This is a genomic window from Streptomyces sp. NPDC020192 (assembly GCF_044388685.1).
Taxonomy (GTDB): domain Bacteria; phylum Actinomycetota; class Actinomycetes; order Streptomycetales; family Streptomycetaceae; genus Streptomyces.
The window spans coordinates 51,088-77,177 of sequence record NZ_JBIRXG010000018.1 but is presented as its reverse complement, the minus strand read 5'-3'; the positions used below and the strand labels follow the sequence as shown (position 1 = coordinate 77,177).

Annotated in this window: 21 protein-coding genes and 3 pseudogenes; 13 read left to right on the top strand and 11 right to left on the bottom strand. The window is 74.0% G+C overall.

What is annotated here, in order from left to right:
- Window positions 1–37: 37 nt before the first annotated feature.
- Window positions 38–1,039 (bottom strand): hypothetical protein, encoded by a 1,002-nt coding sequence (locus ACH47Z_RS30565; protein WP_399079363.1) that lies wholly within the window; start codon window positions 1,037–1,039, stop codon window positions 38–40.
- Entirely contained in the window at window positions 1,036–1,431 is a 396-nt protein-coding gene (locus ACH47Z_RS30560; RefSeq protein ID WP_399079563.1) for a PadR family transcriptional regulator, read from the bottom strand. The genes ACH47Z_RS30565 and ACH47Z_RS30560 overlap by 4 nt, the downstream gene beginning before the upstream one ends.
- 387 nt (window positions 1,432–1,818) lie before the next feature.
- Here ACH47Z_RS30560 and ACH47Z_RS30555 point away from each other — a divergent pair, with 387 nt between their 5' ends.
- The 7 genes from ACH47Z_RS30555 to ACH47Z_RS30525 all read left to right on the top strand — a co-directional run bounded on the left by ACH47Z_RS30555 (window position 1,819) and on the right by ACH47Z_RS30525 (window position 10,587).
- Window positions 1,819–3,042, top strand: a complete 1,224-nt coding sequence (locus ACH47Z_RS30555) for a hypothetical protein (RefSeq protein ID WP_399079361.1) — start codon at window positions 1,819–1,821, stop codon at window positions 3,040–3,042.
- Between the two features lie 11 nt (window positions 3,043–3,053).
- On the top strand, window positions 3,054–3,332 hold the full coding sequence (locus tag ACH47Z_RS30550; RefSeq protein ID WP_399079359.1) for a DUF1232 domain-containing protein: 279 nt from the start codon (window positions 3,054–3,056) through the stop codon (window positions 3,330–3,332).
- A gap of 29 nt (window positions 3,333–3,361) precedes the next feature.
- Window positions 3,362–4,084, top strand: a complete 723-nt coding sequence (locus tag ACH47Z_RS30545) for a 2-phosphosulfolactate phosphatase (RefSeq protein ID WP_399079357.1) — start codon at window positions 3,362–3,364, stop codon at window positions 4,082–4,084.
- A gap of 33 nt (window positions 4,085–4,117) precedes the next feature.
- On the top strand, window positions 4,118–4,468 hold the full coding sequence (locus ACH47Z_RS30540; protein ID WP_399079355.1) for a hypothetical protein: 351 nt from the start codon (window positions 4,118–4,120) through the stop codon (window positions 4,466–4,468).
- A gap of 170 nt (window positions 4,469–4,638) precedes the next feature.
- Window positions 4,639–7,161 (top strand): SpoIIE family protein phosphatase, encoded by a 2,523-nt coding sequence (locus ACH47Z_RS30535; RefSeq protein ID WP_399079353.1) that lies wholly within the window; start codon window positions 4,639–4,641, stop codon window positions 7,159–7,161.
- A gap of 197 nt (window positions 7,162–7,358) precedes the next feature.
- Entirely contained in the window at window positions 7,359–9,983 is a 2,625-nt protein-coding gene (locus ACH47Z_RS30530; RefSeq protein ID WP_399079561.1) for a SpoIIE family protein phosphatase, read from the top strand.
- 223 nt (window positions 9,984–10,206) lie between these two features.
- Complete coding sequence (locus ACH47Z_RS30525) at window positions 10,207–10,587, top strand: hypothetical protein (RefSeq protein ID WP_399079351.1); 381 nt, start codon at window positions 10,207–10,209, stop codon at window positions 10,585–10,587.
- A gap of 31 nt (window positions 10,588–10,618) precedes the next feature.
- On the opposite strand, the gene ACH47Z_RS30520 is transcribed toward ACH47Z_RS30525, so the two are convergent.
- Window positions 10,619–12,460 carry a glycoside hydrolase family 15 protein gene (locus ACH47Z_RS30520; RefSeq protein ID WP_399079348.1) on the bottom strand — a complete coding sequence of 614 codons (1,842 nt, stop codon included), beginning with the start codon at window positions 12,458–12,460 and terminating at the stop codon, window positions 10,619–10,621.
- 154 nt (window positions 12,461–12,614) lie between these two features.
- Between ACH47Z_RS30520 and ACH47Z_RS30515 the strand changes: the two genes are divergently transcribed.
- Window positions 12,615–12,821: a hypothetical protein gene (locus tag ACH47Z_RS30515; protein ID WP_399079346.1), complete on the top strand. Its 207-nt coding sequence runs from the start codon at window positions 12,615–12,617 to the stop codon at window positions 12,819–12,821.
- A gap of 135 nt (window positions 12,822–12,956) precedes the next feature.
- Here ACH47Z_RS30515 and ACH47Z_RS30510 read toward each other — a convergent pair.
- From ACH47Z_RS30510 to efeU, 4 genes and pseudogenes are all read right to left on the bottom strand, one after another.
- A pseudogene (locus ACH47Z_RS30510) lies at window positions 12,957–13,173 on the bottom strand (molybdopterin-dependent oxidoreductase); the annotation flags it as partial.
- Between the two features lie 45 nt (window positions 13,174–13,218).
- Complete coding sequence (locus ACH47Z_RS30505; RefSeq protein WP_399079344.1) at window positions 13,219–14,370, bottom strand: HoxN/HupN/NixA family nickel/cobalt transporter; 1,152 nt, start codon at window positions 14,368–14,370, stop codon at window positions 13,219–13,221.
- A gap of 167 nt (window positions 14,371–14,537) precedes the next feature.
- On the bottom strand, window positions 14,538–15,809 hold the full coding sequence (gene efeB, locus ACH47Z_RS30500) for an iron uptake transporter deferrochelatase/peroxidase subunit (protein ID WP_399079342.1): 1,272 nt from the start codon (window positions 15,807–15,809) through the stop codon (window positions 14,538–14,540).
- A 56-nt stretch (window positions 15,810–15,865) separates the two neighbouring features.
- Window positions 15,866–17,896, bottom strand: a complete 2,031-nt coding sequence (gene efeU / locus ACH47Z_RS30495; protein WP_399079340.1) for an iron uptake transporter permease EfeU — start codon at window positions 17,894–17,896, stop codon at window positions 15,866–15,868.
- Between the two features lie 244 nt (window positions 17,897–18,140).
- Between efeU and ACH47Z_RS30490 the strand changes: the two genes are divergently transcribed.
- The 5 genes and pseudogenes from ACH47Z_RS30490 (at window position 18,141) to ACH47Z_RS30470 (ending at window position 21,967) form a co-directional block, all read left to right on the top strand.
- Window positions 18,141–18,803 carry a DedA family protein gene (locus tag ACH47Z_RS30490; RefSeq protein WP_399079338.1) on the top strand — a complete coding sequence of 221 codons (663 nt, stop codon included), beginning with the start codon at window positions 18,141–18,143 and terminating at the stop codon, window positions 18,801–18,803.
- A complete protein-coding gene (locus tag ACH47Z_RS30485) occupies window positions 18,800–19,411 on the top strand; it encodes a phosphatase PAP2 family protein (RefSeq protein ID WP_399079336.1) in 612 nt (203 codons plus the stop codon). The genes ACH47Z_RS30490 and ACH47Z_RS30485 overlap by 4 nt, the downstream gene beginning before the upstream one ends.
- Window positions 19,408–20,166 (top strand): phosphatase PAP2 family protein, encoded by a 759-nt coding sequence (locus ACH47Z_RS30480; protein ID WP_399079334.1) that lies wholly within the window; start codon window positions 19,408–19,410, stop codon window positions 20,164–20,166. Before ACH47Z_RS30485 ends, ACH47Z_RS30480 begins: the two co-directional genes overlap by 4 nt.
- On the top strand, window positions 20,120–20,788 hold the full coding sequence (locus ACH47Z_RS30475) for a response regulator transcription factor (protein WP_399079332.1): 669 nt from the start codon (window positions 20,120–20,122) through the stop codon (window positions 20,786–20,788). The genes ACH47Z_RS30480 and ACH47Z_RS30475 overlap by 47 nt, the downstream gene beginning before the upstream one ends.
- A pseudogene (locus ACH47Z_RS30470) lies at window positions 20,785–21,967 on the top strand (sensor histidine kinase). The gene ACH47Z_RS30475 and the pseudogene ACH47Z_RS30470 overlap by 4 nt, the downstream one beginning before the upstream one ends.
- A 6-nt stretch (window positions 21,968–21,973) precedes the next feature.
- Here the strand turns inward: ACH47Z_RS30470 and ACH47Z_RS30465 are convergent.
- The 4 genes and pseudogenes from ACH47Z_RS30465 to ACH47Z_RS30450 all read right to left on the bottom strand — a co-directional run.
- A pseudogene (locus tag ACH47Z_RS30465) lies at window positions 21,974–22,564 on the bottom strand (hypothetical protein); the annotation flags it as partial.
- Window positions 22,565–22,585: 21 nt separating this feature from the next.
- Window positions 22,586–23,440, bottom strand: coding sequence for a proteasome subunit beta (prcB, locus tag ACH47Z_RS30460; protein ID WP_399079330.1), 855 nt, complete (start codon window positions 23,438–23,440; stop codon window positions 22,586–22,588).
- Between the two features lie 75 nt (window positions 23,441–23,515).
- Entirely contained in the window at window positions 23,516–24,466 is a 951-nt protein-coding gene (locus tag ACH47Z_RS30455) for a lysylphosphatidylglycerol synthase domain-containing protein (protein WP_399079328.1), read from the bottom strand.
- Window positions 24,463–25,938: a hypothetical protein gene (locus ACH47Z_RS30450; protein WP_399079558.1), complete on the bottom strand. Its 1,476-nt coding sequence runs from the start codon at window positions 25,936–25,938 to the stop codon at window positions 24,463–24,465. Before ACH47Z_RS30450 ends, ACH47Z_RS30455 begins: the two co-directional genes overlap by 4 nt.
- Window positions 25,939–26,090: the final 152 nt, after the last annotated feature.

Here is a 26,090-nt window from a genome sequence, read left to right as displayed (position 1 = left end):
GGACAACTCGCCTCGGCCCTGGGCGACATGGCCCGGGTCAGCGGGTCGCGAGTTCCCAGCGGCCGGCCACCGCCAGCGCCACGGTCAGCAGGGCGAGGGCGCTCGTCTGGCCGAGGCTGCCGTTCCAGTACCCGGCGGGGACGGGCACTCCGAGCCAGGGGTAGAGGGCGGCGACGCGCACGGACAGGAGCAGCAGGCCGAGCCCGGCGAGGGCGAGGCCGCCGCCGGGCGCGCTCCGGTCCCGGCGGCGGGCGTTCCACACCAGCCAGCCGAGGGCGCCGACGACGAAGCAGTTGGGGGGCGCCCACACCAGGTCCGTCGCGGCGGGCAGCAGCACCAGGGACGCTCCCGTCAGCACGCAGGCCGTCATGAAGACCAGACCGGGGGTGCCGGCGGGCAGCCGGGCCGGGGGCGCGTCGCGGTGGTGGGCGGCGCACAGCGCGAGCGCCGGAAGCCAGACCAGCAGCATCAGCGTGACGACGAACGCCGGCTCCGTGACGATCGTCGCGCCCGTCAGCGAGCCGATCAGCGGCCACAGGCTGGGCAGCGCCGCCACCAGGGCGCCGATCCGGGCGAGGCGCCGGCGGTCGGACAGGAGGGCGAAGTAGGCAACCGTCCAGCCCAGCGGAAGGATCCACTGGGCGACGGAGACCGTCCCGGTGACGGTCCCGTGGTCGGTGAAGTCCGACAGGAACAGCCGCCGTTCCGCGCCGCCCCGGGTGAAGGTCCAGGTCAACCGCAGGATCGGCTCGATGACGGCGGAGGCCGCGAGGAGCAGCACGGCGGACAGGGCGAAGAGCCTGGTGCCCGAGCCGAGCACGGCGTAGCGCCGGGGCGCTCCGGCGGCGCCGAGGCGGCTGCGCACCGCGAGGGCGGCGATGCTCGCCACCTCGCCGAACGTGGGCCGGCTCTGGTCCTGGGTGTCGCGGTCGAGGCCCCACAGATACGTCTCGACCATCTCCTCCTCCCGTTCGCGCCGGTAGTAGGCGGGGAGCAGGCGCAGCACCGCGCGGTAGCGGGCTTCCAGCAGTGTGGTCATGCGAGGCCTCCCGCGAGTCCGGGTGCGGTGGGGGGTTCGAGGCCGGCCGGGCCGTCGGCGGCGGGCCGGGCGGGCGTGCCGGCGCGGCGGCCCTCGGCGATGCGCCGCCTGGCGGCCCCGGCGCCGGCGGCCATCCGCTCGGCCTCCGTCTCCAGGGCGGCCGCTCCGTCGTCGGTCAGCCGGTAGTAGCGCCGCAGCCGGCCCTGCTGGACCTCTTCCCGGTCCAGCACGATCAGACCGTCCGCGGTGAGCCGGTCCAGCACGCCGTACAGGGTGCCGACCCGCAACTGCACCTCCCCGTCGGACAGTTCCTCGACCTCGCGCAGGATGCCGTAGCCGTGCCGCGGCTGGTCGGCGAGCGCCGTGAGGACGAAGAACGCCGCCCGGGTCATGCTCTTCGCTGTCATGCGGCCAGGATATATCGGGAGCAGATATATATCGAGGGCGTAGGCATCGTGGCTGACGGCGGCCACGCGCGCGTGCTCGGGAAGGCGTGAGGCGCGTCCACGCGCGCGTGTCGTGAGAACGGGGTCCGCCCCTGAGCGGATGGATGGGCGGACCCCGTTCGCCGGACCATTGTGGGCGCCGTGGGAGTTGCCCGGCCATGTGCGCACGGTGGTCACCCGACGCGTCCTCTCCGCGCCCCATGCGGACCGCGCACACCCCGTGCGCGGGGCGCGTCCTCGGCGCGACACGCCACCTCCCCGGCCCCGGACGACGCGCTTCCCGGCCGAGCGGCGATACTGGAAGCTCACCCACTCCCATCAGCAGATTGGCTCATGTCGAACTCCGCCACCGACCGCGCCGCCTTCCCGCAGACTCTCTGGGCGGTCCGCGGCTGCCACACCGGTCCCGCCCCCGAGGAGGTCGTGCGCCGCACCCTGCGCCGGCGCCGGGAGAGCGGGGACATCGACGACTTCGCCGAACCGCCCGTGCCCGAGGACGCGACCGAGCGGATCTTCGAGGCGCGCTGGCGGGCCGCCGGCTCGGTGACCGTGCGGGCCCGGCTCACCCTCGTACCGCGCGCGGGGCGGCCGCAGGGGCACGAGTGGCGGCTCGTCGCGGAGGCGGAGCGCCCCTGGGACGAGACCTGGCCCTCGCCCGCGACCCTGTTCTGGCCCGAGAGCGGCACCGGCGAGGGCGACGACGGCGCCTGGGACCACCACGCCACGGTCACCGGACTGCGGCTGCGCCAGGTCAACGCGCTGCCCGAGGACGACAAGGAGATGCGCCGCCGGCTGCGCGACGCGGCCCGCGAGGGCTGGTGCGTCAACCTCGTCGTGCACGAGGCGATGACCCCGGACGAGGCGGGCCGGCTGCCGCTGTCCCGGCTGCTGCCGCCCGGTCTGCGGCACCGCGTGGTGGAGCACCGCGCCGCCCCGCACCAGTTCCGCGCGGTCAACTACGCGCTGAAGGACCTCGGCGTCGAGGTGCCGCGCGGCGGCGCCGTACTGCTGCCGCCGGACCCGGCGCCGAAGGACTACGACGGCCGGGAGCACCGGGTGCGCAGCGTCTTCCTGGACGGTTCCGAGCCGGCCGAACTCCTCGCGGCGCTGCGGCACTTCGCCGCCCGGGCCCGGCCCCTGCCGCGGGAGGCCGAGGACGCGCTGAACGACCTGCGCGAGAACTGGACCCTGATGACCCTCCGGGAGGAGCTGGAGCGCGAACGAGAGCTGGTCGCCCGGTACGCCGAGGCGCTGGAGGCGATGACGAAGTCCCGGGACCTGTACAAGGACGCCGCCGAGCAGGCCCTCGCCGCCCTGGCCGCCTACCGCGACGTCCCCGCGCCCGCCCTGCCCCCGCAGCGGCCCGTGCCCCGGACACCGGGCGCGCTCCAGCAGCTGACCCGGACCTTCGAACGGCTGAGGTTCCCGGCCAAGGGCCAGCGGCAGCAGGCACCCGGCCCACAGGGTCCGGCGGACGCCACACCGAGCGGCACGCAGGGCACGCCGGCCGAGGGCGCCGGCCCGGACCCGGCCGACACCACGGACCGGACGTCGTAGCCCCCGGAAACATGGACACCACGGCCCTGCTGCTGCTCAGCGCCGTCGTCGCGGCGGCGCTGCTCGCCGTCGCGGTCGGTCTGCTGGTACGGCTGGTGCGGGCCCGGAACGCGCTGCGGCGGGCCGGGCTGCCGACGGGCCCGCGCTGGGTTTTCTGGGGCGCGGTCGCGTATCTGCTGCTCCCCGCCGATCTGCTGCCCGACCCCGTCTACCTGGACGACATCGGCGTCCTGCTGCTCGCGCTGCGCAGCCTGCGCGCCGCCCGGCCCCTGCCGCCGACCGAGCCCTGAACGGCCGCCGGGTGGCGCATCATGGAGCGATGCAGCCCGAGTTCACCGGTATCCCCGGTACGCCCACCGCGCCGGACGTGGCCGTGGTCGTCGACGTCATGCGCGCGTTCACCGTGGCCGCCTGGGCGTTCCGGCGCGGCGCCGAGCGGATCGTCTTCGCCGGTACGCAGGAGGAGGCCCTGGAGCTGAAGGCCCGTCACCCCGGCTGGCTGGCCTTCCAGGACGGAGCGCCGGTGCCGGGCTTCGACCTGGCCAACTCGCCCGCCCGGCTGCGCGCGCTGGACGTGCGGGGCCGTACGGTCGTGCAGAAGACCACCGCCGGGACGGCCGGGGCGCTGGCCGTGGCGGACGCCGGGCTGCTGCTGTGCGCGAGTTTCGTGGTGGCCGGTGCGACCGCCGAGCTGCTGCGGCGGGCCCGGCCGCGGACGGTGACCTTCGTCGTCACCGGGGACGGCGGGCGGGCCGAGGAGGATCTCGCCTGCGCCGAGTACATAGCCGACCGGGTCCGCACGCTCGACGCCGATCCGGGTCCCTATCTCGACCGGGCCCGGCGTTCCGACGCCGCGGCCCGGCTGGCCGACGGCGTGCGGCGTGGCTGGGCCGGTGTCCACCCCGAGGACGTCGCGATGTGCCTGGAGGCGGACACCTTCCCGTTCGCCATGGCGGCCGCCCGCGTGGACGGCCACCTGGTACTGCGTCCGGTGCGCGGCGCGGGCGCGCACCCCGCGGGTCCGGCCCACCCGGTGGACTGAGTCCCGTACGCGAGCGCGGTCACCGCTGCCGCCGTGCCAGGGCGGAGCCAGGGCCGCGTCCCACGGCCGGGACGGGGCCGGCGGGCCGAGCCGCCCGCCGAGGAGCTGCCCGGCGACGAGTGCCGCGGTGACACCGAGCACGGCGGGCGCCGTGACGAGCCGGATCCGCGCCGCCCGGGCGGGCAGGGCGAGTGCCGGCAGGACGCCCGGACCCGCGGCGACCTCGGTGGCCGCGAGGGCCCCTGGGACAGTCCGGCCCGGCAGCGCGGCGCCACGGACGATCCACCCGGCGGCCAGGGAACTCCGGCCGCGCTCCTTGCCGCCGCGCGGTCAGCAGCACCGCCGCGAGCCCCGTGCGGTGCGGCGAGTTCTCCAGCAGCGTGACGGGTTGGACGACCTCCTCGCGTCAGCAGCAGCGCTGCCGGCCGCGTCAGCAGGTGGGGACCGGTGCGAAGGTGAGGAGGGCGTCCCCTGCCCAGGTGCATTCCGTGCTCTTCCAGGCGCATTCTTGCTGTGTCAGCCACCCGGAAGGCGCACGGGACGAGGTAGGGCCGATGGCCGAGGCAGGGCCGATGGCCGAGAGCGGCGGCGAGCAGGTGGTCCGTACCCGGGCCAGGCTGGCCGCGCTGCTGGCGGACGCCTCGACCGGCGCGCTCGGTGCGGCGGGCGGCCAGGTGGCGGGCGTGTATCTGCGCTCGGGCACGCCGGGTCTGCTGCGGCTCGCGGTGCTCTCCGGGCTGCCCGGACCGCTGTTCCGCCCGTGGTGGCGGCTGCACGTGGGCCGTCCTTTCCCGGTGGCCGACGCCTACCGTCTCGGTGTACGGGTGGTGCTGGCGAACGCCGCCGAGACGGTGCGCCGGTATCCGCAGTTCGCGGCGGGCCTGCCCTTCCCGTTCGGGTCGTTGCACGTGCCGGTGCCGGGCGGTGGTGAGCCGCTCGGGGTGCTCACGGTGCTGCGCCCGGCGGTCGCGGACGGCGTGGACGAGCCGCTGGACCAGGAACTGCTCGCCCGGCTCGCCGAGGGCCTCGGCGCCGAACTGCTCGCGCTGGCCGCCGGGAACCCGGACGCGATCGTCTGGGACGCCGAGCCGCTGTGCGTGCGGCCGCCCGCGAGCCGGCCCGCGCAGGCCCTCGTGGGCCGGTTCAGCTGGGATCCGGTGACCTGCGCGGTGCGCGCGGACGACCGGTTGCACACCCTTCTCGGGCTGCGCCCCGGCGAGTTCGACGGGACGGACACGGCCCTCGCGGACGCCGTCGCGCCGGCCGACGCGGACCGGTTCCTGGCCGCGCTGCGCGAGGCCGCCGCCGGCAAGCCGCCCGGGTCGCCGCTGAGCCTGCGGGCTCGGGACGGCACGCTCCGGCTGCTGGACCTGTGGCCGGCCGCGGAGGACGCGGCCGAGGAGCGGGTGGGCGGGGTCGTGTTCGACCCCGGACCGGGCGCCTCCGCGGACGGCGCGGCCGATCTGCTGCCGCAGGGGGTGTTCTGCCTGGACCGGCTGGGGCTCATCGTGTACGCCAACGAGGCCGCGGCGCGCGTCACCGGCCGGGACCGGGGGTGGCTGCTCGGGCGGCCGCTGTGGGAGGCGTTGCCGTGGCTGACCGGGCCGCCGTACGACGACCATCTGCGCGGCGCGCTGCTGGCCCCGGACCCGGTGCACTTCCATGCCAGGCGCCCGGCCGGGGACCGTGGGGAGCCCGGCGGAGGCGACTGGTTCGCCGTGTCGGTGCATCCCGGCACAGACCTGCTGACCTGCACGCTCGCCCCGGCCAGCCGCATGGACACGCCGGGCGAGCCGGTCGCCGAGACACACCTGCCCAAGGACACGGCCGACCACTCGATGGCGCCGGTGTACCGGCCGATCGCCCTGGCCATCGCGCTGACGGACGCGGTGACCGCCCGGCAGGTGTCGGCGGTGGTCGTACAGGAACTGCTGCCGGCGTTCGGCGGCGGATGCCTCGCCATCTACGTGCTCCAGGACCGGCATCTGTACCTGGCCTGGGAGAGCGGCTTCCCGCAGGGGTTCCTGGCCCCGTTCGAGGGGACCGCGCTGGACGCGCACCTGCCCGGCGTGGAGTGCCTGACCACGGGCCGGCCGCTGTTCTTCGAGTCGATGCAGCAGATGGCGGACAGGTATCCGGGCATGCCGCTGGACGCCGAGGAGGGCGCCCGGGCCTTCCTGCCGATGATCGCCTCCGGCCGACCGGTCGGCTCGTGCATCCTCGGCTTCGACCGCCGGCGCCACTTCAGCGCCGAGGAACGTACGGTCCTCACCGCGCTCGCCGGGCTGATCGCGCACGCCATGGAACGGGCCCAGCGCTACGACAGCGAGGCCGCCCTCGCCCGCGGCCTGCAGCAGGCGCTGCTGCCGCACCGGCTGTCGACGCACCCCCGGGTGGAGACGGCGGGCCGGTATCTGCCGGGCACCCAGGGCATGGACGTCGGCGGCGACTGGTATGACGTGGTCGAGGCCGGTGCTGGGATCGCGCTGGTGATCGGCGATGTGCAGGGGCACGGGGTGCAGGCGGCGGCCACCATGGGCCAGCTGCGCAGCGCGGTGCGCGCGTTCGCGCTGGGCGACCGGCCGCCGGACGAGGTGCTGAGCGGCACCAACCGGCTGCTGATCGACCTCGACCCCGGCCAGTTCGCCAGCTGCTGCTATCTGCGGCTGGATCCGGCCACCGGCCGGGCCCTGGTCGCCCGGGCGGGCCATCCGCCGCCGCTGCTGCGCTCCCCCGACGGCAGTACCAGGCTGCTGGACATCCCCGGCGGGGTCGTCCTCGGCGTGGATCCGCACGCCCGTTACCCGGTGGCCGAGCTGCTGCTGGAGCCGGACGCGATCCTCGCCCTCTACACGGACGGGCTGGTGGAGCGGCCGGGTGCCGACATCGACGACGGCATCACCGCGCTGCGGCTGGCGCTCGGCCGGGCCGGGGGCGCCGCCGGGCGGCGCGGCGGGCACTCGCTGGCCGGGGTCGCGGACCGGCTCACCGCCACCGCCCGGCATGCCACCGACCGCCCCGACGACGTGGCGCTGCTGCTCGCCGCCCGCCGTTCGGCTCCCCCGCCCCGCCCATGACCGCAGCGCGCGGTCCCGGACGGCGGCCGTCACCCGCGCTCACGGTCTCGCCTGAGCGGGCCGGGCAGTGTAGACATGGGCACATGGTGCGACTGCCCGGCCGGAAAGCGACCCGGCCGCCCCGGACGTTCGGGCACCCGCGCACACCGAGGGGCCCGGTACCGGACGGCCCCGGCGGCGACGGCCGCCGGCCGGGCATGCTGCGCTCGGCGGTGACCGGGCGCAGCGTCGCCGGGCAGGTCTTCCTGCTCCAGGTCGTGATCGTGCTGCTGCTGGTCGTCGCGGCCGTGGTGGCGCAGGTGCTCCAGGTGCGGCACGACAGCGACACCGAGGCGGCGAACCGTTCGCTCGCCGTCGCCGAGTCGTTCGCCAACGCGCCGGGCACGGCGGCCGCGCTGCGCACCCCGGATCCGACGAAGATCCTGCAGCCGAGGGCCGAGGCCGTACGCAACGCGACCGGCGTGGACTTCGTCGTCGTGATGAACACCGACGGCATCCGCTACACCCACCCCAAGCCGGACCGCATCGGCAAGAAGTTCGTCGGCACCATCGGCCCGGCGCTGGCCGGGGGCACCGTCACCGAGCACGTCAACGGCACGATAGGACCACTCGTGCAGGTCGTGGTGCCGGTGCGGGACTCCGCCGGCAAGGTGGTGGGCCTGGTGTCGGCGGGCATCACCACGGCGCACGTGGGCGGGGCCGCCGCCCAGCCGCTGCCCCTGCTGCTCGGGGCGGCCGCGGCGGCCCTCGCGCTGGCGACCGTCGGCACGGCCCTGGTCAGCAGACGGCTGCTGCGCCAGACGCGCGGCCTCGGACCGTACGAGATGACCCGGATGTACGAGCACCATGACGCGGTGCTGCACTCGGTCCGCGAGGGCGTGCTGATCGTCGGCGACGGCGCCCGGCTGCTGCTCGCCAACGACGAGGCGCACCGGCTGCTGGACCTGCCCGAGGACGCCGAGCGGCGCAGCGTGCTGGAGCTGGGCCTGGACGACGAGACGGCGGCGCTGCTGGCCTCGGGGCGGGTGGCGACGGACGAGGTGCACCTGGTCAAGGACCGGCTGCTGGCGATCAACCAGCGCCCCACCGATCTGCGCGGCGGCCCGGCGGGCAGCGTGACCACGCTGCGCGACTCCACCGAGCTGCGGGCGCTGTCCGGGCGGGCGGAGGTGGCGCGCGAGCGGCTGAACATCCTGTACGACGCCGGGGTGGGCATCGGCACCAGCCTGGACGTGACCCGCACGACGGAGGAACTGGCCGATCTGGCGGTGCCCCGGTTCGCGGACTTCGCGACGGTGGACCTCTTCGACGCGGTACTGCGCGGGGAGGAACCGCGGCCGGGCACCGCGCTGCGCCGCACGGCCGGCACCGGGGTCCGCAAGGACGCCCCGCTGTACCCCGTCGGCGAGCACATCCGGTTCGTGGCCACCTCGCCGCAGGCGCGCAGTCTGACCACCGGGCAGTCGGTCGTGGTGCCCGCCCTGTGCGACGCGCCCGGCTGGCGGGCGCAGGACCTGGAGCGCACCGATCAGGTGCTGGAGTACGGCATCCACTCGATGATCACCGTGCCGCTCAAGGCGGGCAGTCTGGTGCTGGGTGTGGCGAACTTCTGGCGCTCCCAGAAGCCGGAGCCGTTCGACTCCGAGGAGCTGGCGCTCGCCGAGGAGCTGGCCGCGCGGGCGGCGGTGTCCATCGACAACGCCCGCCGGTACACCCGCGAGCACAGCATGGCGGTGACCCTGCAGCGCAGTCTGCTGCCGCGCTCGCTGCCCGAGCAGGGCGCGCTCGAGATCGCCTACCGCTATCTCCCGGCGCAGGCCGGGGTGGGCGGCGACTGGTTCGACGTCCTGCCGCTGTCCGGGGCCCGGGTGGCGCTGGTGGTGGGGGACGTGGTGGGGCACGGGCTGCACGCGGCGGCCACCATGGGCCGGCTGCGCACGGCGGTGCACAACTTCTCCGCGCTCGATCTGCCGCCGGACGAACTCCTCGGTCTGCTGGACGAGCTGGTGGGCCGGATCGACCAGGACGAGACCTCCGCGGACGGCGCGGCGTCGATCACCGGCGCGACCTGTCTGTACGCGGTGTACGACCCGGTGGCGCGGCGCTGCACCCTGGCCCGGGCCGGTCATCCGCCGCCCGCGCTGGTACGGCCCGACGGTGGTGTGGAGTTCCCGGAGGTGCCGGCGGGTCCGCCGCTGGGCCTGGGCGGGCTGCCGTTCGAGACAGCCGAGCTGGAGCTGGCCGAGGGCAGCCGGCTGGTGCTGTACACCGACGGGCTGGTGGAGGACCGCGACCGGGACATCGACGAGGGTCTCGAGCTGCTGGGCGACGCCCTGGGCCGGACGCCGGGCGCCTCGCCGGAGGAGACCTGCCGCACGGTGCTGGAGCGGCTGCCGGCCCGGCCGAGCGACGACGTCGCACTGATCGTCGCCCGCACCCGGGTGCTGGGCGCCGACCGGGTCGCCCAGTGGCAGGTGCCGTCCGACCCGGCGGCGGTGTCACAGGTTCGGTCCTCGGTGACGCGGCAGCTGGTCGAGTGGGGGCTGGAGGAGCTGGACTTCACGACGGAGCTGATCCTGAGCGAGCTGGTCACCAACGCCATCCGCTACGGGCGCGGCCCGATCGGGGTACGGCTGCTGCGCGACCGCGCACTGATCTGCGAGGTGTCCGACGGCAGCACGACCTCGCCGCATCTGCGGTACGCGGCGAGCACCGACGAGGGCGGCCGGGGCCTGTTCCTGGTCGCGCAGCTCGCCGACCGCTGGGGCACCCGCTACACCCCGCACGGCAAGGTCATCTGGGCGGAGCAGCCGCTGCCGTAGCCCCCGTGGGGACGGCGTGGGGAAATGTGTTGAGGACACGTCACCCGACGGGTGATGATCTTCGGCATGTTCGCGCTCGCCGCCGAGCCCGAACGCCCCAAGGTTCTCTACGAACGGGGTGCTCGCGCGCGGCCGACGCCGAACGGGCGTCCTTCCTCGGCCCGTCCGACCTGCGCGGCCGGCAGTACGTGACCTCCGGCACCGTCCTCGGCACGCTGTCGCCGTGGGCTTCGACGCGGGCATGAACGGCCGGTACGCCTGGCTGCGGGACACCCCGGACCACGGGCTGGCCGCGCACGACGGCGGCCCGGAGCTGATCGGGGACCCCGTCACGCGCGCGCCCGGACAGGTGCTGCACGCGCACGCGAGCTGCTGGACGGACCCGCCCGCGATCGCCGCGGACAGCGTCGCCCTGCTGCGCCAGTCGGTGGTGGCGCCCTGGGGCGAGCAGCGCGGGAGCGCAGACGACGGTGTCGAGCGGGGCCCGGCGGACCACGACGCGGGGTTCGCGGCGTTCGCCTCGGCCGTCAGGGGCAGCTGGCTGCGCGGCGACCGGGCACGGGTGCGATCCGCCGGCCCGGTCACCAGCTCCCGCTTCGCCTGAGCCTGAGCCGGAGCGGAGGTCGCCCTGGTCCTCAGCCGAGGGCGCGGTCGAGGTTGAACGCGGCGCTGATCAGGGCCAGATGTGTGAACGCCTGCGGGAAGTTGCCCTGTTGCTCGCCGGTGCGGCCGATCTCCTCGGCGTACAGGCCGAGATGGTTGGCGTAGGTGAGCATCTTCTCGAACGCCAGCCGGGCCTCGTCGAGCCGGCCGGCCCGGACCAGGGCCTCGACGTACCAGAACGAGCAGATCGAGAAGGTGCCCTCGTCGCCGCGCAGCCCGTCGGGGCTGGCCTGCGGGTCGTAGCGGTAGACGAGGGAGTCGGAGACCAGGTCCTCGGTGAGGGCGTCCAGGGTGGACAGCCACTTGGGGTCGGTCGGGGCGACGAACTTGGCGAGCGGCATCATCAGCAGCGAGGCGTCCAGTACGTCACTGCCCTCGTACTGCACGAAGGCGCTCCGCCGCTCCGACCAGCCGCGGTCCATGATCCGCCGGTAGATCGTGTCGCGGGCCTGCCGCCAGCGGGGCAGGTCGGCGGGGAGCCCGCGCCGGTTGGCGAGCCGGATGGCCCGCTCGATGGCGACCCAGCACATCAGTCGCGAGTACGTGAAGTTCCGGCGGCCGCCGCGGGTCTCCCACACGCCCTCGTCGGGCTGGTCCCAGTGCGCGCACACCCAGTCGACCAGTTCGCACACGTCGTCCCACTGGCCGCTGGGGATGGGCTGGGCCCATTTGTCGTAGAGGTAGATCGAGTCGATCAGGGCGCCGTAGATGTCCAGCTGGAGCTGGTCGGCGGCGGCGTTGCCGACCCGGACCGGTGCGGAGCCGAGATGGCCCTCCAGATGCGGCAGCACCCGCTCGGGCAGCTCGGCGCGGCCGTCGATGCCGTACATGATCTGCAGCGGCGGGGAGTCGTCCGTGCTGTCGCAGGGGCTGACGTGCGTGGTGAGGAAGCGCATGAAGGCCTCGGCCTCGCCGCTGAAGCCGAGCCGCAGCAGCGCATAGACGGCGAAGGCGGCGTCACGCACCCACACGTACCGGTAGTCCCAGTTGCGCTCACCGCCGAGCTGCTCGGGCAGGCTGGTGGTGGGGGCTGCGACGATGGCGCCGGTGGGGGCGTAGGTGAGCAGCTTCAGGGTGAGGGCCGAGCGGTGCACCATCTCGCGCCAGCGGCCCCGGTAGCGGGACTGGTGCAGCCAGCGCCGCCAGTAGACGACCGTGGCGTTGAACTCCTGCTCGGCCTCGGCGCGGGCGCAGCCGCGGGGGGACACCGCCTCGCCGACCTGGTCGAGGGCGAACACCGCCGTCTCGCCCTCGCTCAGCTTGAAGTCGGCCCGTACGTCCCGGTCGTCGCACTCCACGGTGGCGGTGGTCGTGAGGGCGAGGGACAGCTTGGGGGACTCGAAGACGACCAGGCCTTCCTGGGTGCGCAGGGTGTGCCGGTCGGCGCCGTAGTTGAAGCGCGGGGCGATCAGGGCCCGGAAGGGCACGGTGCCGCGCACGCACACCACGCGCCGGATCAGCCGGTGCCGGCCCTCCAGGCGTGCTGCCTCGCCGCTGACCGGCATGAAGTCCTGCACCTCGCCGACCCCGTCCTCGGTGAAGAACCGGGTGATCAGGACGTTGGTGTCGGGGAAGTAGAACTGCTTGGTGCGCGCGGGGACGGTGGCGGCCAGCTCGAAGCAGCCGCCGCGCTCGGCGTCGAGGACGGCCGCGAAGACGCTGGGCGCGTCGAAGGACGGGCAGCAGTACCAGTCGATCGTGCCGTTGGTGCCGACCAGGGCCACGCTGCGCAGGTCGCCGATGAGCCCGTGCTCGGCGATCGGCAGATAGCGGGGGCCGGGGCGGAAGCCCTCGGCGAACGGGGTCTCGGCCATCTGCGGGCCTCCCGGTGAGCGGAGCGAGATGCATTCCAGCTTAGGAGCGAGTGCTCTCCGGTGGCGTGGGAAGGCGCCGCGGGGAATGGTGAGAGTGTGCCCCGTTCGGGGGCACCGGCACGGATGCGGTCATCCGGACCGAGGAGGAGGCATCATGTCGACACCCACACCCGACGAGACCCGGTCGGCCGACGACCACTGCACCCCGGACGCCCTGCTCCACACCGCTCCGGCCAAGAACATCACCCCGGAGGACTACGTGATGGCGGCGGGCAGGGACGTCAACCCGAAGAACCTCGCCTGGGCCCGCCGCAAGATGGAGAAGGAGGGCCCGACAGCGGTGGAGAGGCTGCTGCCGTAGGGGCGTCCGGGGCCCAGCAACCAAGCACGGGCAGAGGGGCCAACCCAAAGGGGCGCGGGGCTGTGCCTGCTTCGCGGCTCCGCCGCGGGGCGCGAGCAACCGCAGACGCCCCGCGCCCGCCGGACGGCATGAGCACCAGCCGGGCACGATCAGCCGCAGCGGCCGACCGTGCCGCGGAGGCGGCGGCGCGCCGTTCATCGCGATGGCGACCAGTACCTCCGGGTCGGCACCGGTGAAGACGACGTCCGCGGCCGCCGGATCCGCGCCCGCCTCGGCGAGCAGCACCCGCAGCGGTGCCGGTCCAGTCGCTGGTGCCGACGGCCTCCACCAGCCCACTCCACGGTGACCAAACGATTGCCCTGCGGGGACTCCCCCCGGGGTACAGGCCCGACGCCGGTCAGTCGGCGCTCTGTTCCGCCAGGCCCGCCGTCCACTTCTCCTCGATGCGGCCCGCCTTCCAGACCAGCAGGGCGACGGCCCAGGTGGCGAAGAAGAGGCCGACGATGACGAAGCCGACGGTGTTGAGGTCGAGGCCGGCGATCCAGTCCCAGAAGGCGCCGTGGAGGTCGAGCTTGTCGGCGAGGAGGCCGAGGAGCTCGACGGTGCCGATGATGAAGGCGACGGCGACGGACAGGCCGGTGATGGTGAGGTTGTAGTAGACCTTGCGGACCGGCTTGGAGAACGCCCACTCGTAGGCGAAGTTCATGAACGAGCCGTCGATGGTGTCCAGCAGGGACATGCCCGCGGCGAACAGGACGGGCAGGCAGAGGATGGCGTACCAGGGCAGGCCGGAGGCGGCGCCGGAGCCGGCGAGGACCAGCAGGGCGATCTCCGTCGCCGTGTCGAAGCCGAGCCCGAACAGCAGGCCCAGCGGGTACATCTGCCACGGCTTGCGGATCGAGCCGGTGACGCGGCCGAGCAGGCGGTTCATGAAGCCGCGGTTGTTCAGCTGGTGCTCCAGCGCGGCCTCGTCGAAATCGCCGCCGCGCATCCGGCGGAACACCTTCCAGATGCCGGCCAGGATGACGAGGTTGATGCCGGCGATGAGGTAGAGGAAGGCGCCGGAGACCGTCGTACCGATCAGGCCGGTGACCTCGTGCAGGTGCGAGTTGTCGTCGCGGACCGGGCCGGCCAGGGTCTTCATGCCGAGCGAGAGCAGCAGGGAGAGCCCGAAGACGATGCTGGAGTGGCCGAGGGAGAACCAGAAGCCGACCGACAGCGGGCGCTGTCCCTCACCCATGAGCTTGCGGGTGGTGTTGTCGATGGCCGCGATGTGGTCGGCGTCGAAGGCGTGCCGCATGCCGAGGGTGTAGGCGGTGACGCCGATGCCGATATCGAAGGACTCCTTGCCGACGCTGAAGTGCTGCGGCGCGATGATGCCGACCAGGGTGCCCCAGCCGATGACGTGCAGCGCGAGGACGAAGCCGGCCATCCCGCCGACCCTGATCCACTCCTGTCGCGTCATGGAGCCTCGGACGCGCTGCCGGAGCGACGGCTTGCCGTCGGCCTGGGCGGGGAGGGACGGAGCGGAACCAGGGGCGGCCGTCATCGGGAGGGTGTGTCCTTCGGTCGTACGGGTACGGCCGCACACCGCAGCCTGGTGCCATCCTCTCCTACTTGCAACTCATGTGCAGTAGATGGGCGGTAAAGGCAACGACAGGCCTTTCCCATGGGGAGGGAAAGGCCTGCCGCGCAGAATGCAGCGAAAAGGGGCGATCAGGCGGAGAACATGCCCCGGCCCAGCCAGTCCTCGGAGTCCTTCACACCGGGCAGGGCGAAGAAGTAGCCGCCGCCCGTCGGGGAGATGTAGTCGACGAGCGGCTCGTCGATCAGCCGGGTCTGCACGGCCTCGAACTGGCGCTTGACGTCCTGGTTGTAGCAGCAGAACACCAGGCCCATGTCGAGGTTGCCGACGTTGTCCACGCCCCGGTCGTAGTTGTAGCCGCGGCGCAGGATGCGGGAGCTGTCGGTCGACGCCTTGCGCGGGTTGGCGAGCCGGATGTGGGCGTCCAGCGGGATCGCGTTGCCCTTCGGGTCCTTGGCGTACTGGGGGATGTCGGTCTCCTTGGCGCCGTCCAGCGGGGCGCCGGTGTCCTTGCGGCGGCCGAACATCTTCTCCTGCTCGCTGAGCGAGACCCGGTCCCAGAACTCCACCAGCATCCGGATGATCCGGATGACCTGGTAGCTGCCGCCGGTGGTCCAGGCCGGCTCGCCCTGGCCGTCGCCGACCCAGATCAGCTTGTCCGTCTCGCGGGCGGAGGTGACGTCCGGGTTGGCGATGCCGTCCTTGAAGCCGAGCAGGTTGCGCTGGGCGCCGGTGGGCCGCGGGGCGTTCTGGAAGCCGTCGATGCGCCACTTGATCTGCATGGCTCCGCGGGTGTGCCGGGCGATGTCGCGCAGCGCGTGCAGCACGGTGTCCTGGCTCTGGGCGCAGATCTGCAGGGAGAGGTCGCCATGGCACTCGGCCGCGTTCAGGTTGTCGTTGGGGAACGTCCGCATCGGGGTGAGGCGGGCGGGCCTGACCTTGGCGAGGCCGTAGCGGTCGTCGAAGAGGGAGGCGCCGACGCCGACGGTGACCGTGAGGCCGTCGGAGGGGACCTCGGGGCCGAGGATGCCGTTGTCGGAGGGCGGCGCGCCGACGCCGAGGTCGGCCGGGGCGCCGCCAGAGGTGAGGAAGCGGGCCCGCTCGGTGATGGTCTTCAGCAGGCCGCTCAGACCCTTGCGGTCGTCGGCGATGACGTCCAGCGAGACGAAGGTCGCGGCGGCCGGCGTGGGGGTGACGATCCCCGCTTGGTGGGCGCCGTGGAAGGGGACCTTCACGGCACCGTCGGCGTTCGAGGTCTGCGCCTCGGCGGTGCCACCGCTCTCGCCGAGGGCGAAGCCGCCGCCGGCCAGGACCGCTCCGGCGGCCCCGGCGCCCAGCGCGGTCCGCACGAAGGAGCGGCGGGCGGGGCCGACGGGGCAGGTCGGCGTGTCGGCGGTGGACATCGGAGGGTTCCCTTCGGAGTGCGGGTGCGCGGGGGTCGTCGGGCGGGCGTCGGTCATCAGGCGGACTTCCGGATCTCGAGCAGGTCCGGGATCGGGGCGAGGTCCTCCAGCAGCTGGCCGGTGGCGCCGTTCAGGCGCTGCCGGTCGCTCGCGGTGAGCTTGTCGACGGCTGTCCAGCGGTCGCCGTCGTGGGCCGCGTCCAGGAGTTTCTGCACGCGCGCGATGTCCGCGTCGACCGTGGGGAGTACCTTGGGCGCGCGGCTGGTGAGCAGCGGCTTGAGGACCGTGAGCAGTTCGCGGGTGCCGTCCAGGTTGGCGCCGGCGGTCGCGAGGTTGGTGCCGCTGCCCTCGTCGGTGTCGCCGGTCAGCTCGAACTGGAGGGTGTTCTCGAGGATCTCGTGGGCGCGCAGCGGCAGGTCGCCCGGGTCGAAGTCCTGACTCGGGAACGCCTTCTGCAGTCCGGCCGCGTCGGTGGCGAGCTGCTGGGCGGGCCCGGTCAGGTCCTTGGCCGACTGGCCGTGCCACAGGCCGTACTCGATACGGTGGAAGCCGCTGAAGTCCTTGTCCTGGACGCCGTCGCTCAGTCCGTCGGCCCGGCCGTTGATCTTCTTGTCGAAGTCCTCGAAGGTGCCGTAGGCGGCGCCGAGCGAGGAGTAGGTCAGGTGGGCGGTGAGCCAGTCGGTGCGGGCCTTGTCGAGGTGGTTGCCCTTGATGTCGTCGGCGAGGGTGCGGGTCTGGCCGACGAGGATGGCCAGGCCCTGGCCGACGTACGTCTTGTACACCGTCAGGGGTGCGGCGAGGTCCTGTTCGGAGACGGGGACGACCGGCTTGGCCGCGCCGCCGCCGGTGACGGTGACCGACGCGGAGGTGACCGCCTTGCCGCCGGTGGGGACGCAGCGCCAGGCGTAGGTGCCGCCGGCGACGGTGGCGACGAGGTCGCGGGTGGTACCGGGGGCGAGGCCCTCGATCTCGCCGTAGACCGCGCTGGTCGACGGGTCGATGAGGTACACCTCGGAGGTCTTGCCGCCGGTGTTGTGCATCTGGAAGGTCTGCCGGCCCGGCTTGGGCGCGGTGAAGCCCTTGCCGCACTCGGTCTGGGAGACGGCGACGGTCTGGTCGCCGGCGGGCTTGGGCCGGGAGAAGGTGACGACGAGTCCGGCGATGACGGCGGGTACGGCGACCACGACTGCGGGCACCACCCACACCGGCCGGCGCCGCTCGGGCCGCCCGGCCTTGGGCTCCCCCGCGGGGCGCTCGGCAGCCGGCTTGGGGGCCGTGGCCCGCACGCCGCGCACGAACAGCGTCATCACGACGGCCAGGTAGGCGACGTAGGCCACCACCTGGAGCCAGGTCATGGTCGGGGTGAGGTTGAAGACGCCCTGGACCAGGGTGCTGTACCAGGAGCCGGCGTCGACGCTGCTCGCGAGGTCGACCGCGTAGGCGGTCTTGCCGGGCAGTACGCCGCCCTCCTGGAGGTCGCGCAGGCCGTAGCCGAGGACGCCGGCGGCGATGACGATCAGGACGGCGCCGGTGGCGGTGAAGAACTTGGTCAGGTTGATCTTCAGGACCCGGCGGTACAGGCCCCAGCACAGGCCCGCCGCGAGGACGAGGCCGATGCCGGCGCCGGTCAGCGGTCCGGCCGACTCGCCGGCCGCCTGGGCGGTGGTCCACAGGAACAGGGCCGTCTCCAGGCCCTCCCGGCCGACCGCGAGGAAGGAGGTGAGGATCAGCACGCCCGAGCCCATGGCGAGGGCACCGGTCACCTTCTCCTTCAGCTCGCCGGACAGGCTGCGGGCCGAGCGGCGCATCCAGAACACCATGGCGGTGACGAACGCCACGGCGATCACGCTGAGGATGCCGCCGAACGCCTCCTGGGCGGTCTGCGGCATGGAGGCGGCGGTGAAGGTGAGCACCGCGCCGAAGCTCATGGCGACCGCGACGGCGGCCAGGACGCCGGTCCACACCTGGGGCAGTCGCGAACGCGCCTCGGCCCGGACCAGGGTGGCGACCAGGATGGAGACGATGAGTCCGGCTTCGAGTCCCTCCCTCAATCCGATCAGGAAACTCGGAAACGCGTCGTCCCACATGACCTGCTGCCCTCCCAGACCTACTTAGCGAAGGCATACCTTACCTTCGCGGACCATCATGACGACGGCCGTGCAGTCAGTCAGTCATGAAGTGGCAATGGGCAGGCAAAGGCCGGGAACGATAGGCGCCCTCCGTTCGTCTACAGTCCAGTCGACCGTCTACAAATATGTAGTCGGATGTAGTCGCGAGGGATTCGCGGAAACGCGATGACTTCACAGAAAGCCGAAGGAAGGGCGTACGGCGATGGCCACTCCCCCACACCTGGCATCGCAGCTCGCGGTCAACGTGCTCGACGCCCACTCCCTGCTCGCCGCCTTCGGCGTGCTCGGCGTCGGCGTGGTGCTCTTCGCCGAGACCGGCCTGCTGATCGGGTTCTTCCTGCCCGGAGACTCGCTGCTGTTCACCGCGGGCCTGCTGTGCACGGGCTCCGCCGATCGCGGGCTGCATCTCTCGCTCGGCCCGCTGCTCGCCGCGGCCGCGGTCGGCGCGCTGGCCGGCTCGCAGTGCGGGTTCCTCATCGGCCGCAAGGCGGGCGGCGCGCTGCTGGCCCGCAGCCGCTCGGCGAAGCTGCGCGAGGGCGCCGAGCGCGCCGAGGAACTGCTCGAGCGCTACGGCCACGCCAAGGCGATCGTGCTGGCCCGCTTCGTCCCGGTGGTGCGCACCGTGCTGAACCCCATGGCGGGCGCCCTCGGGGTCCCGGCCCGCACCTTCACCCTCTGGCAGGTGGCCGGCGGCCTCGTGTGGAGCCTCGGCCTCACCCTCGCCGGTTACGCGCTGGGTTCCTCGGTACCGAACATCGACAAGTACCTGCTGCCGGTGATCGCGCTGATCGTCGTCGTCTCCCTGCTCCCGCTCGCCGCCGAGCTGCTGCGCTCCCGCAGGGCCGCCAAGGAGGTGCGCGGATGAACCTCGCCCTGACGGGCTCGTCGGTCGACGGCCCCCTCTACACGGACATCGTGGACCTCGCCCACCGCGCCCCCGGCTGGCTGGACGGCACGATCGCGGTGTGGTCGGCGTACGGGCTCGGGGTGTTCGCCCTGCTCATGCTCGTCGGCTGGTGGCTGGCCCGGCGGGACGGAGCGAGCGCCGCCGTGACCGCGCTGGCCGTACCGGTGGCGGTGGTGCTGGCCTACGCGGTGAACAGCGTGGTGAAACCGCTGGTGGCCGAGGACCGGCCGTGCCGGCACCTGGCCTTCCGCACGCTGGAGGCATGCCCCGCGCGCGGCGACTGGTCGTTCCCGAGCAATCACGCCGCGATCGCCTTCGCCGCGGCGACCGCCCTGTTCTTCGTCTCCCGGCGCCTCGGCGTGGTGGCGGCCGTGTGCGCGGGCGCCATGGCGGTGTCCCGGGTGTGGGTCGGGGTGCACTATCCGCACGACGTCGCCGTGGGGGCGGCCGCCGGCGCGGCGGTGGCGTTCGTGGCGATGACCGCCCTGAGACGGCTGCCGGAGGACCTGCCGAAGCGGCTGTCGGGGACCCGGCTGCGCCCGCTGCTGGTGTCGGACTCGGCATGAGGTCCCGCAACCTCGCGGAGGCGGCGGGCACGGTGGCCCTGGTCGCCGGGATGGCGTTCGCGGCGCTGGCCGCGCTGGTGATCAGCGACCAGGGCCCCCTGTTCCCGGACCTGGGCCTGTTGTCCTGGTCCGTGGGGCACCGCCCGCCGATGGCCGTGGCGGTCGCCCGCGGGCTCACCGCGACGGGCACGGGCGCCGTGCCGTACGTCCTGGCGGTGCTGGCCGGGCTGATCGCGGGGCGCACCGCGCGGCAGTGGCTGGTCGCGGCGCTGCTGGCCGTGGTCTGCCTCGGCGCGGGCCAGGCGGTGCGCTACGGCGTGATGGACCTGGTCGCCCGGGCCCGGCCGCCGCAGTACGACTGGCAGACGCACGCCTCCGGCTGGTCGTTCCCCTCCGGCCACACCACCACGAGCGCGGTGACGGCGGGGCTGCTGATCCTGGCCCTCGCCCTGCGCGCCCCACGCGGCCGCAAGGCCCTCTGCGTGCTGGTCGCCGCCTGGGGCGCGGGCGTCGGGCTGACCCGGGTCTACCTCGGCGTGCACTGGTTCACGGATGTCGTCGGCGGCTGGCTGTTCGCCGCCGGCTGGCTCGCCCTCTTCGTCCGCGCGGTGGCCCGATGGCTGCCCGCGCGTCTCGTCCCACGTGCCGGTGCCCCGGAGCCGGGCACACCCCAGCCGAGCGATCCGGCCGCCGCGCCGGTGGAGAGTGATGCACCCCAGGATCCTCATCGTCGAGGACGATCACGCCCTGCGTGACGTGCTGCGCCGTGGTCTGCACGACGAGGAGTTCGACACGGTCACGGCCGCCGACGGCGCCACCGCGCTGCGGCTGGCCACGCCGGAGGTGTCCGCCGTCGTGCTGGACGTCGGCCTGCCCGACGCCGACGGCCGCGACGTCTGCCAGGCGATGCGCGCCAACGGTTTCCTCGCCCCGGTCGTCTTCCTGACCGCGCGCCACGGGCTGACCGACCGGCTCTCCGGCTTCTCGGCCGGTGGCGACGACTATCTGACCAAGCCCTTCCACCTCGCCGAGCTGGCCGCCCGGCTGCGGGCCGCCCTGCGCCGGACGGCACCGCCGGCCGCTGCCTCCGGCGCGGGCGGCGGGCTGGTGCTGGACGCCGTCCGGCACAGCGCCACCGTCGACGGCGGCCGCGTCGACCTCACCCCGACGGAGTTCCGGCTGCTGGCCGCGCTCTCGGCGGCGGGCGGGGAGCTGGTGCGCCGCCGCGACCTGCTCCGCGCGGGCTGGCCGGAGGGGGCCCAGGTCAGCGACAACACGCTGGACCAGTATCTGACCCGGCTGCGCCGTAAACTGCGCGCGGCCGGCAGCGAGTCGACCATCGCCACGGCACGCGGAATCGGCCACCGCCTGACCTGAGTCTCCCCTCACGTCGCCGGTCGTTGTTCGCCCTCCTGGCGCCGCGCACCCTGCGCGGGCGGCTCTCGCTGGTCGCGCCGACCACGGCCGCGCTGCTGATGGTGATCCTCACCGTGGTGTTCAACACCGTGGTCCGCCATCGTCTCCGGCGGGAGGCGGACGACGCGCTGCGCGCCCGCGCGGCGGCCGTGGCCACGACCGTCGACACGCGGCACGGCCGGGTGCGGGTGCTGGAGACGTCGGGCGACCGGCTGCTGGAACGTCCCCCGTCCGGGGCCGGCGAACTCACCGACGCCGCCGGCGCCCTGGCCGCCCGGGGCGGGCGCGGGTGCCGCACGGTGCACGGCGCCGACACGGTACGGCTGTGCGCCGAGCCGGTGCCCGGCAGCGGGACGCGCGCCACCGTGGTCACCGCGCTGGACCTCGCGCCGTACCGCAGCTCGGCCCGGACGCTGCTGCTGGGCTCGTTCGCGCTGGACGCGGTGGCCTGCACCTACGCACTGACCCGGCTGGCGGTGGGGCGGGCGCTGCGGCCGGTGCGGACCATGACGGACCAGGCGACGCAGTAGAGCGCCGTCGGTTCCGAGAAGCGTTTCGCGGGCGGCGGCCGGCCGGCCGAACTGGCCGCGCTGGGCGCCTCGTTGGACTCCCTGCTGGACCGTATCCGGGCGGTGCTGCGGCACGAGCGGCAGCTGACCGGCGAGCTGTCCCACGAACTGCGCACGAGGCCCGCGAAGGCGCGCCCACGGCACCGGGCACCGCCGACGTACCGGCCGTGCTGCACCGACTGGCCACGCAGACGGACACCTCGCCTTCGGTGCGGGTGACTGCCACGGGATCGCTGACGGCGGGGGTCCAGCCCGCACTCCTCGAACGCACGTCAGTCCGTTGCCGGCGAACGCGGTGCGGTATGCCCGTACGACGGTCACGCTCGCCGCAAGCCGGTCGGACGGTGGGATACGGATGGAGGTGACGGACGACGGCCCGGGCGTGCCGACGGCCTTCACGGACCTGCTCTTCCAGCCCGGCAAGCGGGCCGACCCCGGCGACGGGCACGCCGGAGCGGGGCTCGGGCTGCCGCTCGCCCGGCGGCTGGCCCGCTCCGCCGGCGGTGAGGTGTCCCACGATCCCGGGCACGGGCCCGGGGCGCGGTTCGTGGTGGCCCTCCCCGCGGGTTGACGGCGCTCAGGCGGTCTGCTGCTGGGCCCGTTCCTCGGTGACGTCCTCGCGGGTCACGATCAGGAAGACGACCAGGGCGAGGATGACGGCGAGGAAGAGCACGCCGGTCACCACGGTGCCGAGGCCCAGGCCGCCGTCGCCGGTGGGCTGGGAGAGGTGGTCGCCGACGGAGGCGCCGAGCGGCCGGGTGAGAACGTACGCGATCCAGAAGCTCGTCACGGCGCTCAGGCCCAGTGCGAACCGGGCGAGCGCGACCGCGGCGATGGCGGCGGCGAACAGCACGGCGGACACCCAGTAGCCGAGGTCCATCTTCTCGTACCAGAGGGCGAAGACGCTCACCAGGGCGATCCCGAAGACGGTCGTGGTGGTCTCCAGCGCCACGCCCATGGTGTCGGTGAGGTTGTCGCTGACCAGGGTGCCGACGACGCTGATCAGGGCGACGGCGAGCCAGTACACCCCGGCGCGGTAGGCCTCGGTACGGAACTGCACCACGAGCACCACGGCGAGCAGCGCGCTCATCAGCAGCGAGACTCCGGTCAGCCCGAGCCCTGCCTTCTCGTTCAGCAGGTCGGCGGAAACCTGAACGCATCCTGAGCACCCGGCCCGCGGCGCCGCCGGTCAGGGCGCGGCGTGCGGTCCGTCCGGGCGGTCGCCGCGGCGCAGGATCATCTCCCGGCTCAGCTCCTCGGTCTCCGTCTCCGCCAGCCGTTCGAAGCCGTCCTCGGTGATCACCGACACGACCGGGAAGATACGGCGGTTCAGGTCGGGGCCGCCGGTGGCCGAGTCGTCGTCGGCCGCGTCGTACAGCGCCTGGAGCGCGGCGAGGACGGCCTCGCGGCGGGTCTGGCCCGGCCGGTACAGCTTCTTCAGGGCGCCCCGGGCGTACGGGGAGCCGGAGCCCTCGGCGTAGAAGTCGTACTTCTCGTACAGGCCGCCGGCCGGGTCGAAGCCGAAGATGCGGCCGCGTCGGCCCTCGGCTGCGGTGAGGTCGTAGCCGGCGAGCAGCGGGACGACGGCGAGGCCCTGCATGGCCTGGGCGAGGTTCTGCCGGATCATGGCCGCGAGCCGGGTCGCCTTGCCGGCCAGGGTCATCGGGATGCCCTCGACCTTCTCGAAGTGCGTCAGCTCCACCTGGTACAGGCGCACCATGTCGACGGCGAGCCCGACGGTGCCGGCGAAGGCGACGGCCGTGTAGTCGTCGGCGGGGTGCACCTTCTCCAGGTCGCGCTGGGCGATGAGGTTGCCCATGGTGGCCCGGCGGTCGCCGGCGATCAGCACGCCGTCGCCGTACGTCAGGGCCAGCACCGTGGTGCCGTGCGGGAAGCTGTCGGGCGCCATCCGGACCCCACCGGGCAGCGGCGGCATGGTGGGCAGCATCTCCGGGCGGTGTGCGGCCAGGAACTCGGTGAAGGACGACGACCCCGGCGTGAAGAACGCCTCGTCCGGCAGCCCCGCTGTGTCGTTCCCCGGCATGACTCTCCCCCTCCTGCTGCGGCATGTGACACCCGACTCCTACCTGCGGCGGGCCCGCGGGAAACTCCCCGCCCCTCACAGGGCCTTGCGCCGCACCAGCACCCCGAGCACGAGCAGCCCCGGCAGCAGGGGCAGCCACACCGTCAGCAGCCGGTAACCGAGCACGGCGGAGGCGGCGGCCGCGCCGGGGGCGCCGGAGACGGTGAGGGCGAGCGCGAGCGCCGCGTCCAGGGAGCCGAGTCCGCCCGGTGTGGGCAGCAGGGCGGCGGCGCTGCTGGCGGCGAGGTACAGCAGGGCCACCTGGAGCGGGGGCAGTGACAGTCCGACGGCCCGGGTGACCGCGATGAGGACCGTGGAATGCAGCCCGGCGAAGGCGAGGGAGCCGCCCCACAGGGCCGCCGCGCGGGCGGGGCAGGCGTGCAGCGCGCGGATGTCGGCGAGTACGGCGGTGAGGGCCTGCCGGCAGCGCGGCCACAACGGAGTCGCGAGCAGCACCGCCAGCAGGACGGCGCCGCCCAGGACGAGGCCGAGGGCGGTCGCGGAGAGGTTCGGCAGGCGCAGCAGACCCGGGGAGAAGGGGGCGAGCAGCGCGATCAGTGTCAGGCGGACGACGGCGCCGGCGGCGGCCTTGACGGCGAGGGCACTGGCGCTGCGGCCCGGGGGCAGCCCGCAGCGCATCAGGAAGCGCAGGTTGACCGCACCCGCGCCGAGCCCGGCGGGCAGCAGATGGTTGGCGGCGGAGGCCGCGAACTGGGCCGCGACCAGCCGGGATCCGGGCAACCGTCGTACGACCGCCCCCTGCTGGGCCAGCGCCGAGGCCGCCCAGGTGCCGAGCGCCGCGGTCGCGCCGACCAGCAGCCAGCCCTGATCGGCCCCGGCCAGCCGCCCGGCCCCGCTCTCCAGCACGGGCCAGTGCCGACGGGCCAGATACAGCCCGCCGAGCAGAACGACGAGCAGGACAGCGGCGTGCCAGTAGGCACGCCGCCGGACGGGGGAGGCGGCGAGTTCGGTACCCGGGGACGTCATCGGCCGCTCCCCGGCACGGAGTAGTACAACCGCTGCCCTTCCAGAGGCGCGGACCGCCAGCCGTCGGCGTACCCCGGTGGCCGCGAGCCCGCGGGCACCAGCACGGCGACCGGGGTCCGCCGGGCGGTGGTGGCGATGCGGTCGGCGGTGCTGTTGGTGTTGGGGCCGTCGGTCGCGGCCGAGGAGCAGCCGGTGTAGAAGGCGACGGGGAGGGCGTCGTCGCCGGTGAGCAGGCAGGGTGGGCGGACGCCGAGCCGGTGCAGGGCGGCGGCCGTGCGGGACCATGCCTGGTGGGCCCGGGTGGTGCGGTCCACCGTGTGTACGAGGACGGCCAGTTGTACGGCGAGGTGTCCGGCGAGTCCCAGGCCGAGCAGGGTCGCGACGACCGGGCGCCACGGCCGGCGCGGGGCGGTGAGGAGGTATCCGAGCGCGTCGGCGACCGGGAGCGCGAGGAGGGCGTAGGCCGGGAGCAGGAAGCGGGGGGCCGCGTAGCCGATCAGGAACAGGTACGGGAACGCGGCGCTCACCGCGCAGGCGAGCGGGAGAGCCGTCGCCGCCGGGCGGCGGGCGCGGACCGCGACGGCGAGGCCGAGTACCGCGAGCGCGGGCAGGGCGAACCACCACAGCGTGACCACCGGGTTGGGCAGACCGCCGGTGCACGGCCGGCACAGGGTGTCGCCGCCGAGGCTGCGCAGCTGGTCGGTGACGGCGAGGTGCCAGCCGAGGCCGCCCTGGATCGCCGAGCCCTGCGACAGCCGGTGCGCGAGACCGCCGTAGCTCGTGTACGCCTCGATCACCCATTCGAGGGCGCCGGCCGCGAGACCGGCGAGGAGCACCGACAGTGTTCGCCATCGGCGGCGCGCGACGCCCAGGGCGAGGAGCGGCAGCACCGCCCAGACGGCGTCCATCGGCCGCATCCACGCCGTCAGCGCGCCGCTCACCGCGAGACCCCACAGCGCGGGCCGTCCGGTGCCGGCGCGGAGGAAGCAGCCGGCGGCGGCCAGGGCGGCCACGGCGACCCAGTAGTTGGGCATTGCCTGCGGGCCGTAGAACAGCGTGACCCACAGGGAGGCGAACAGGGCGCCGGCGAGGGCGAGGACGCGCGCGGGGAACAGGCCGCGCCAGGCCCGCAGGGCCAGGAACAGGGCGAGGCCGGACAGCAGCGCGAGGTAGATCCGCAGCAGTGGCGTGGAGGTGGACCAGGAGGCGACGGGCGCGACGAGCACGGAGACGCCCCGGGCCCGGGGTGCGCTGAAGAAGGCGGCCGGGGCCTTGAGGCTGACCTGGCTGACATACACCGTCTCGTCCCAGCCGAGGCCCATGCCGGGCCGGACGAGGAGCAGCTGGGCCACGGTGAAGGCGGCCGCGACGACGGCGAGCGGGACGGCGGCCCGGGGCTCGCTGCCGGCGGACGTGCGACGGCCGCGCTCGCGCCGCAGTCCGGCGAGTGTGGCGTGCGCGCTGCCGGCCATCATCACCCCTCTTGTCCCGCGACGTGCGGGGCCACTGTCACCCTACAACCTGTAGGGTCGAGCGCGGGAGCCGGAAGCGCATCGCCGCAGCACGGCGAGAGCACTCTCGACCCCAGGGGAAAACACCGCCAAACTACCCCGTATCGCTGGCT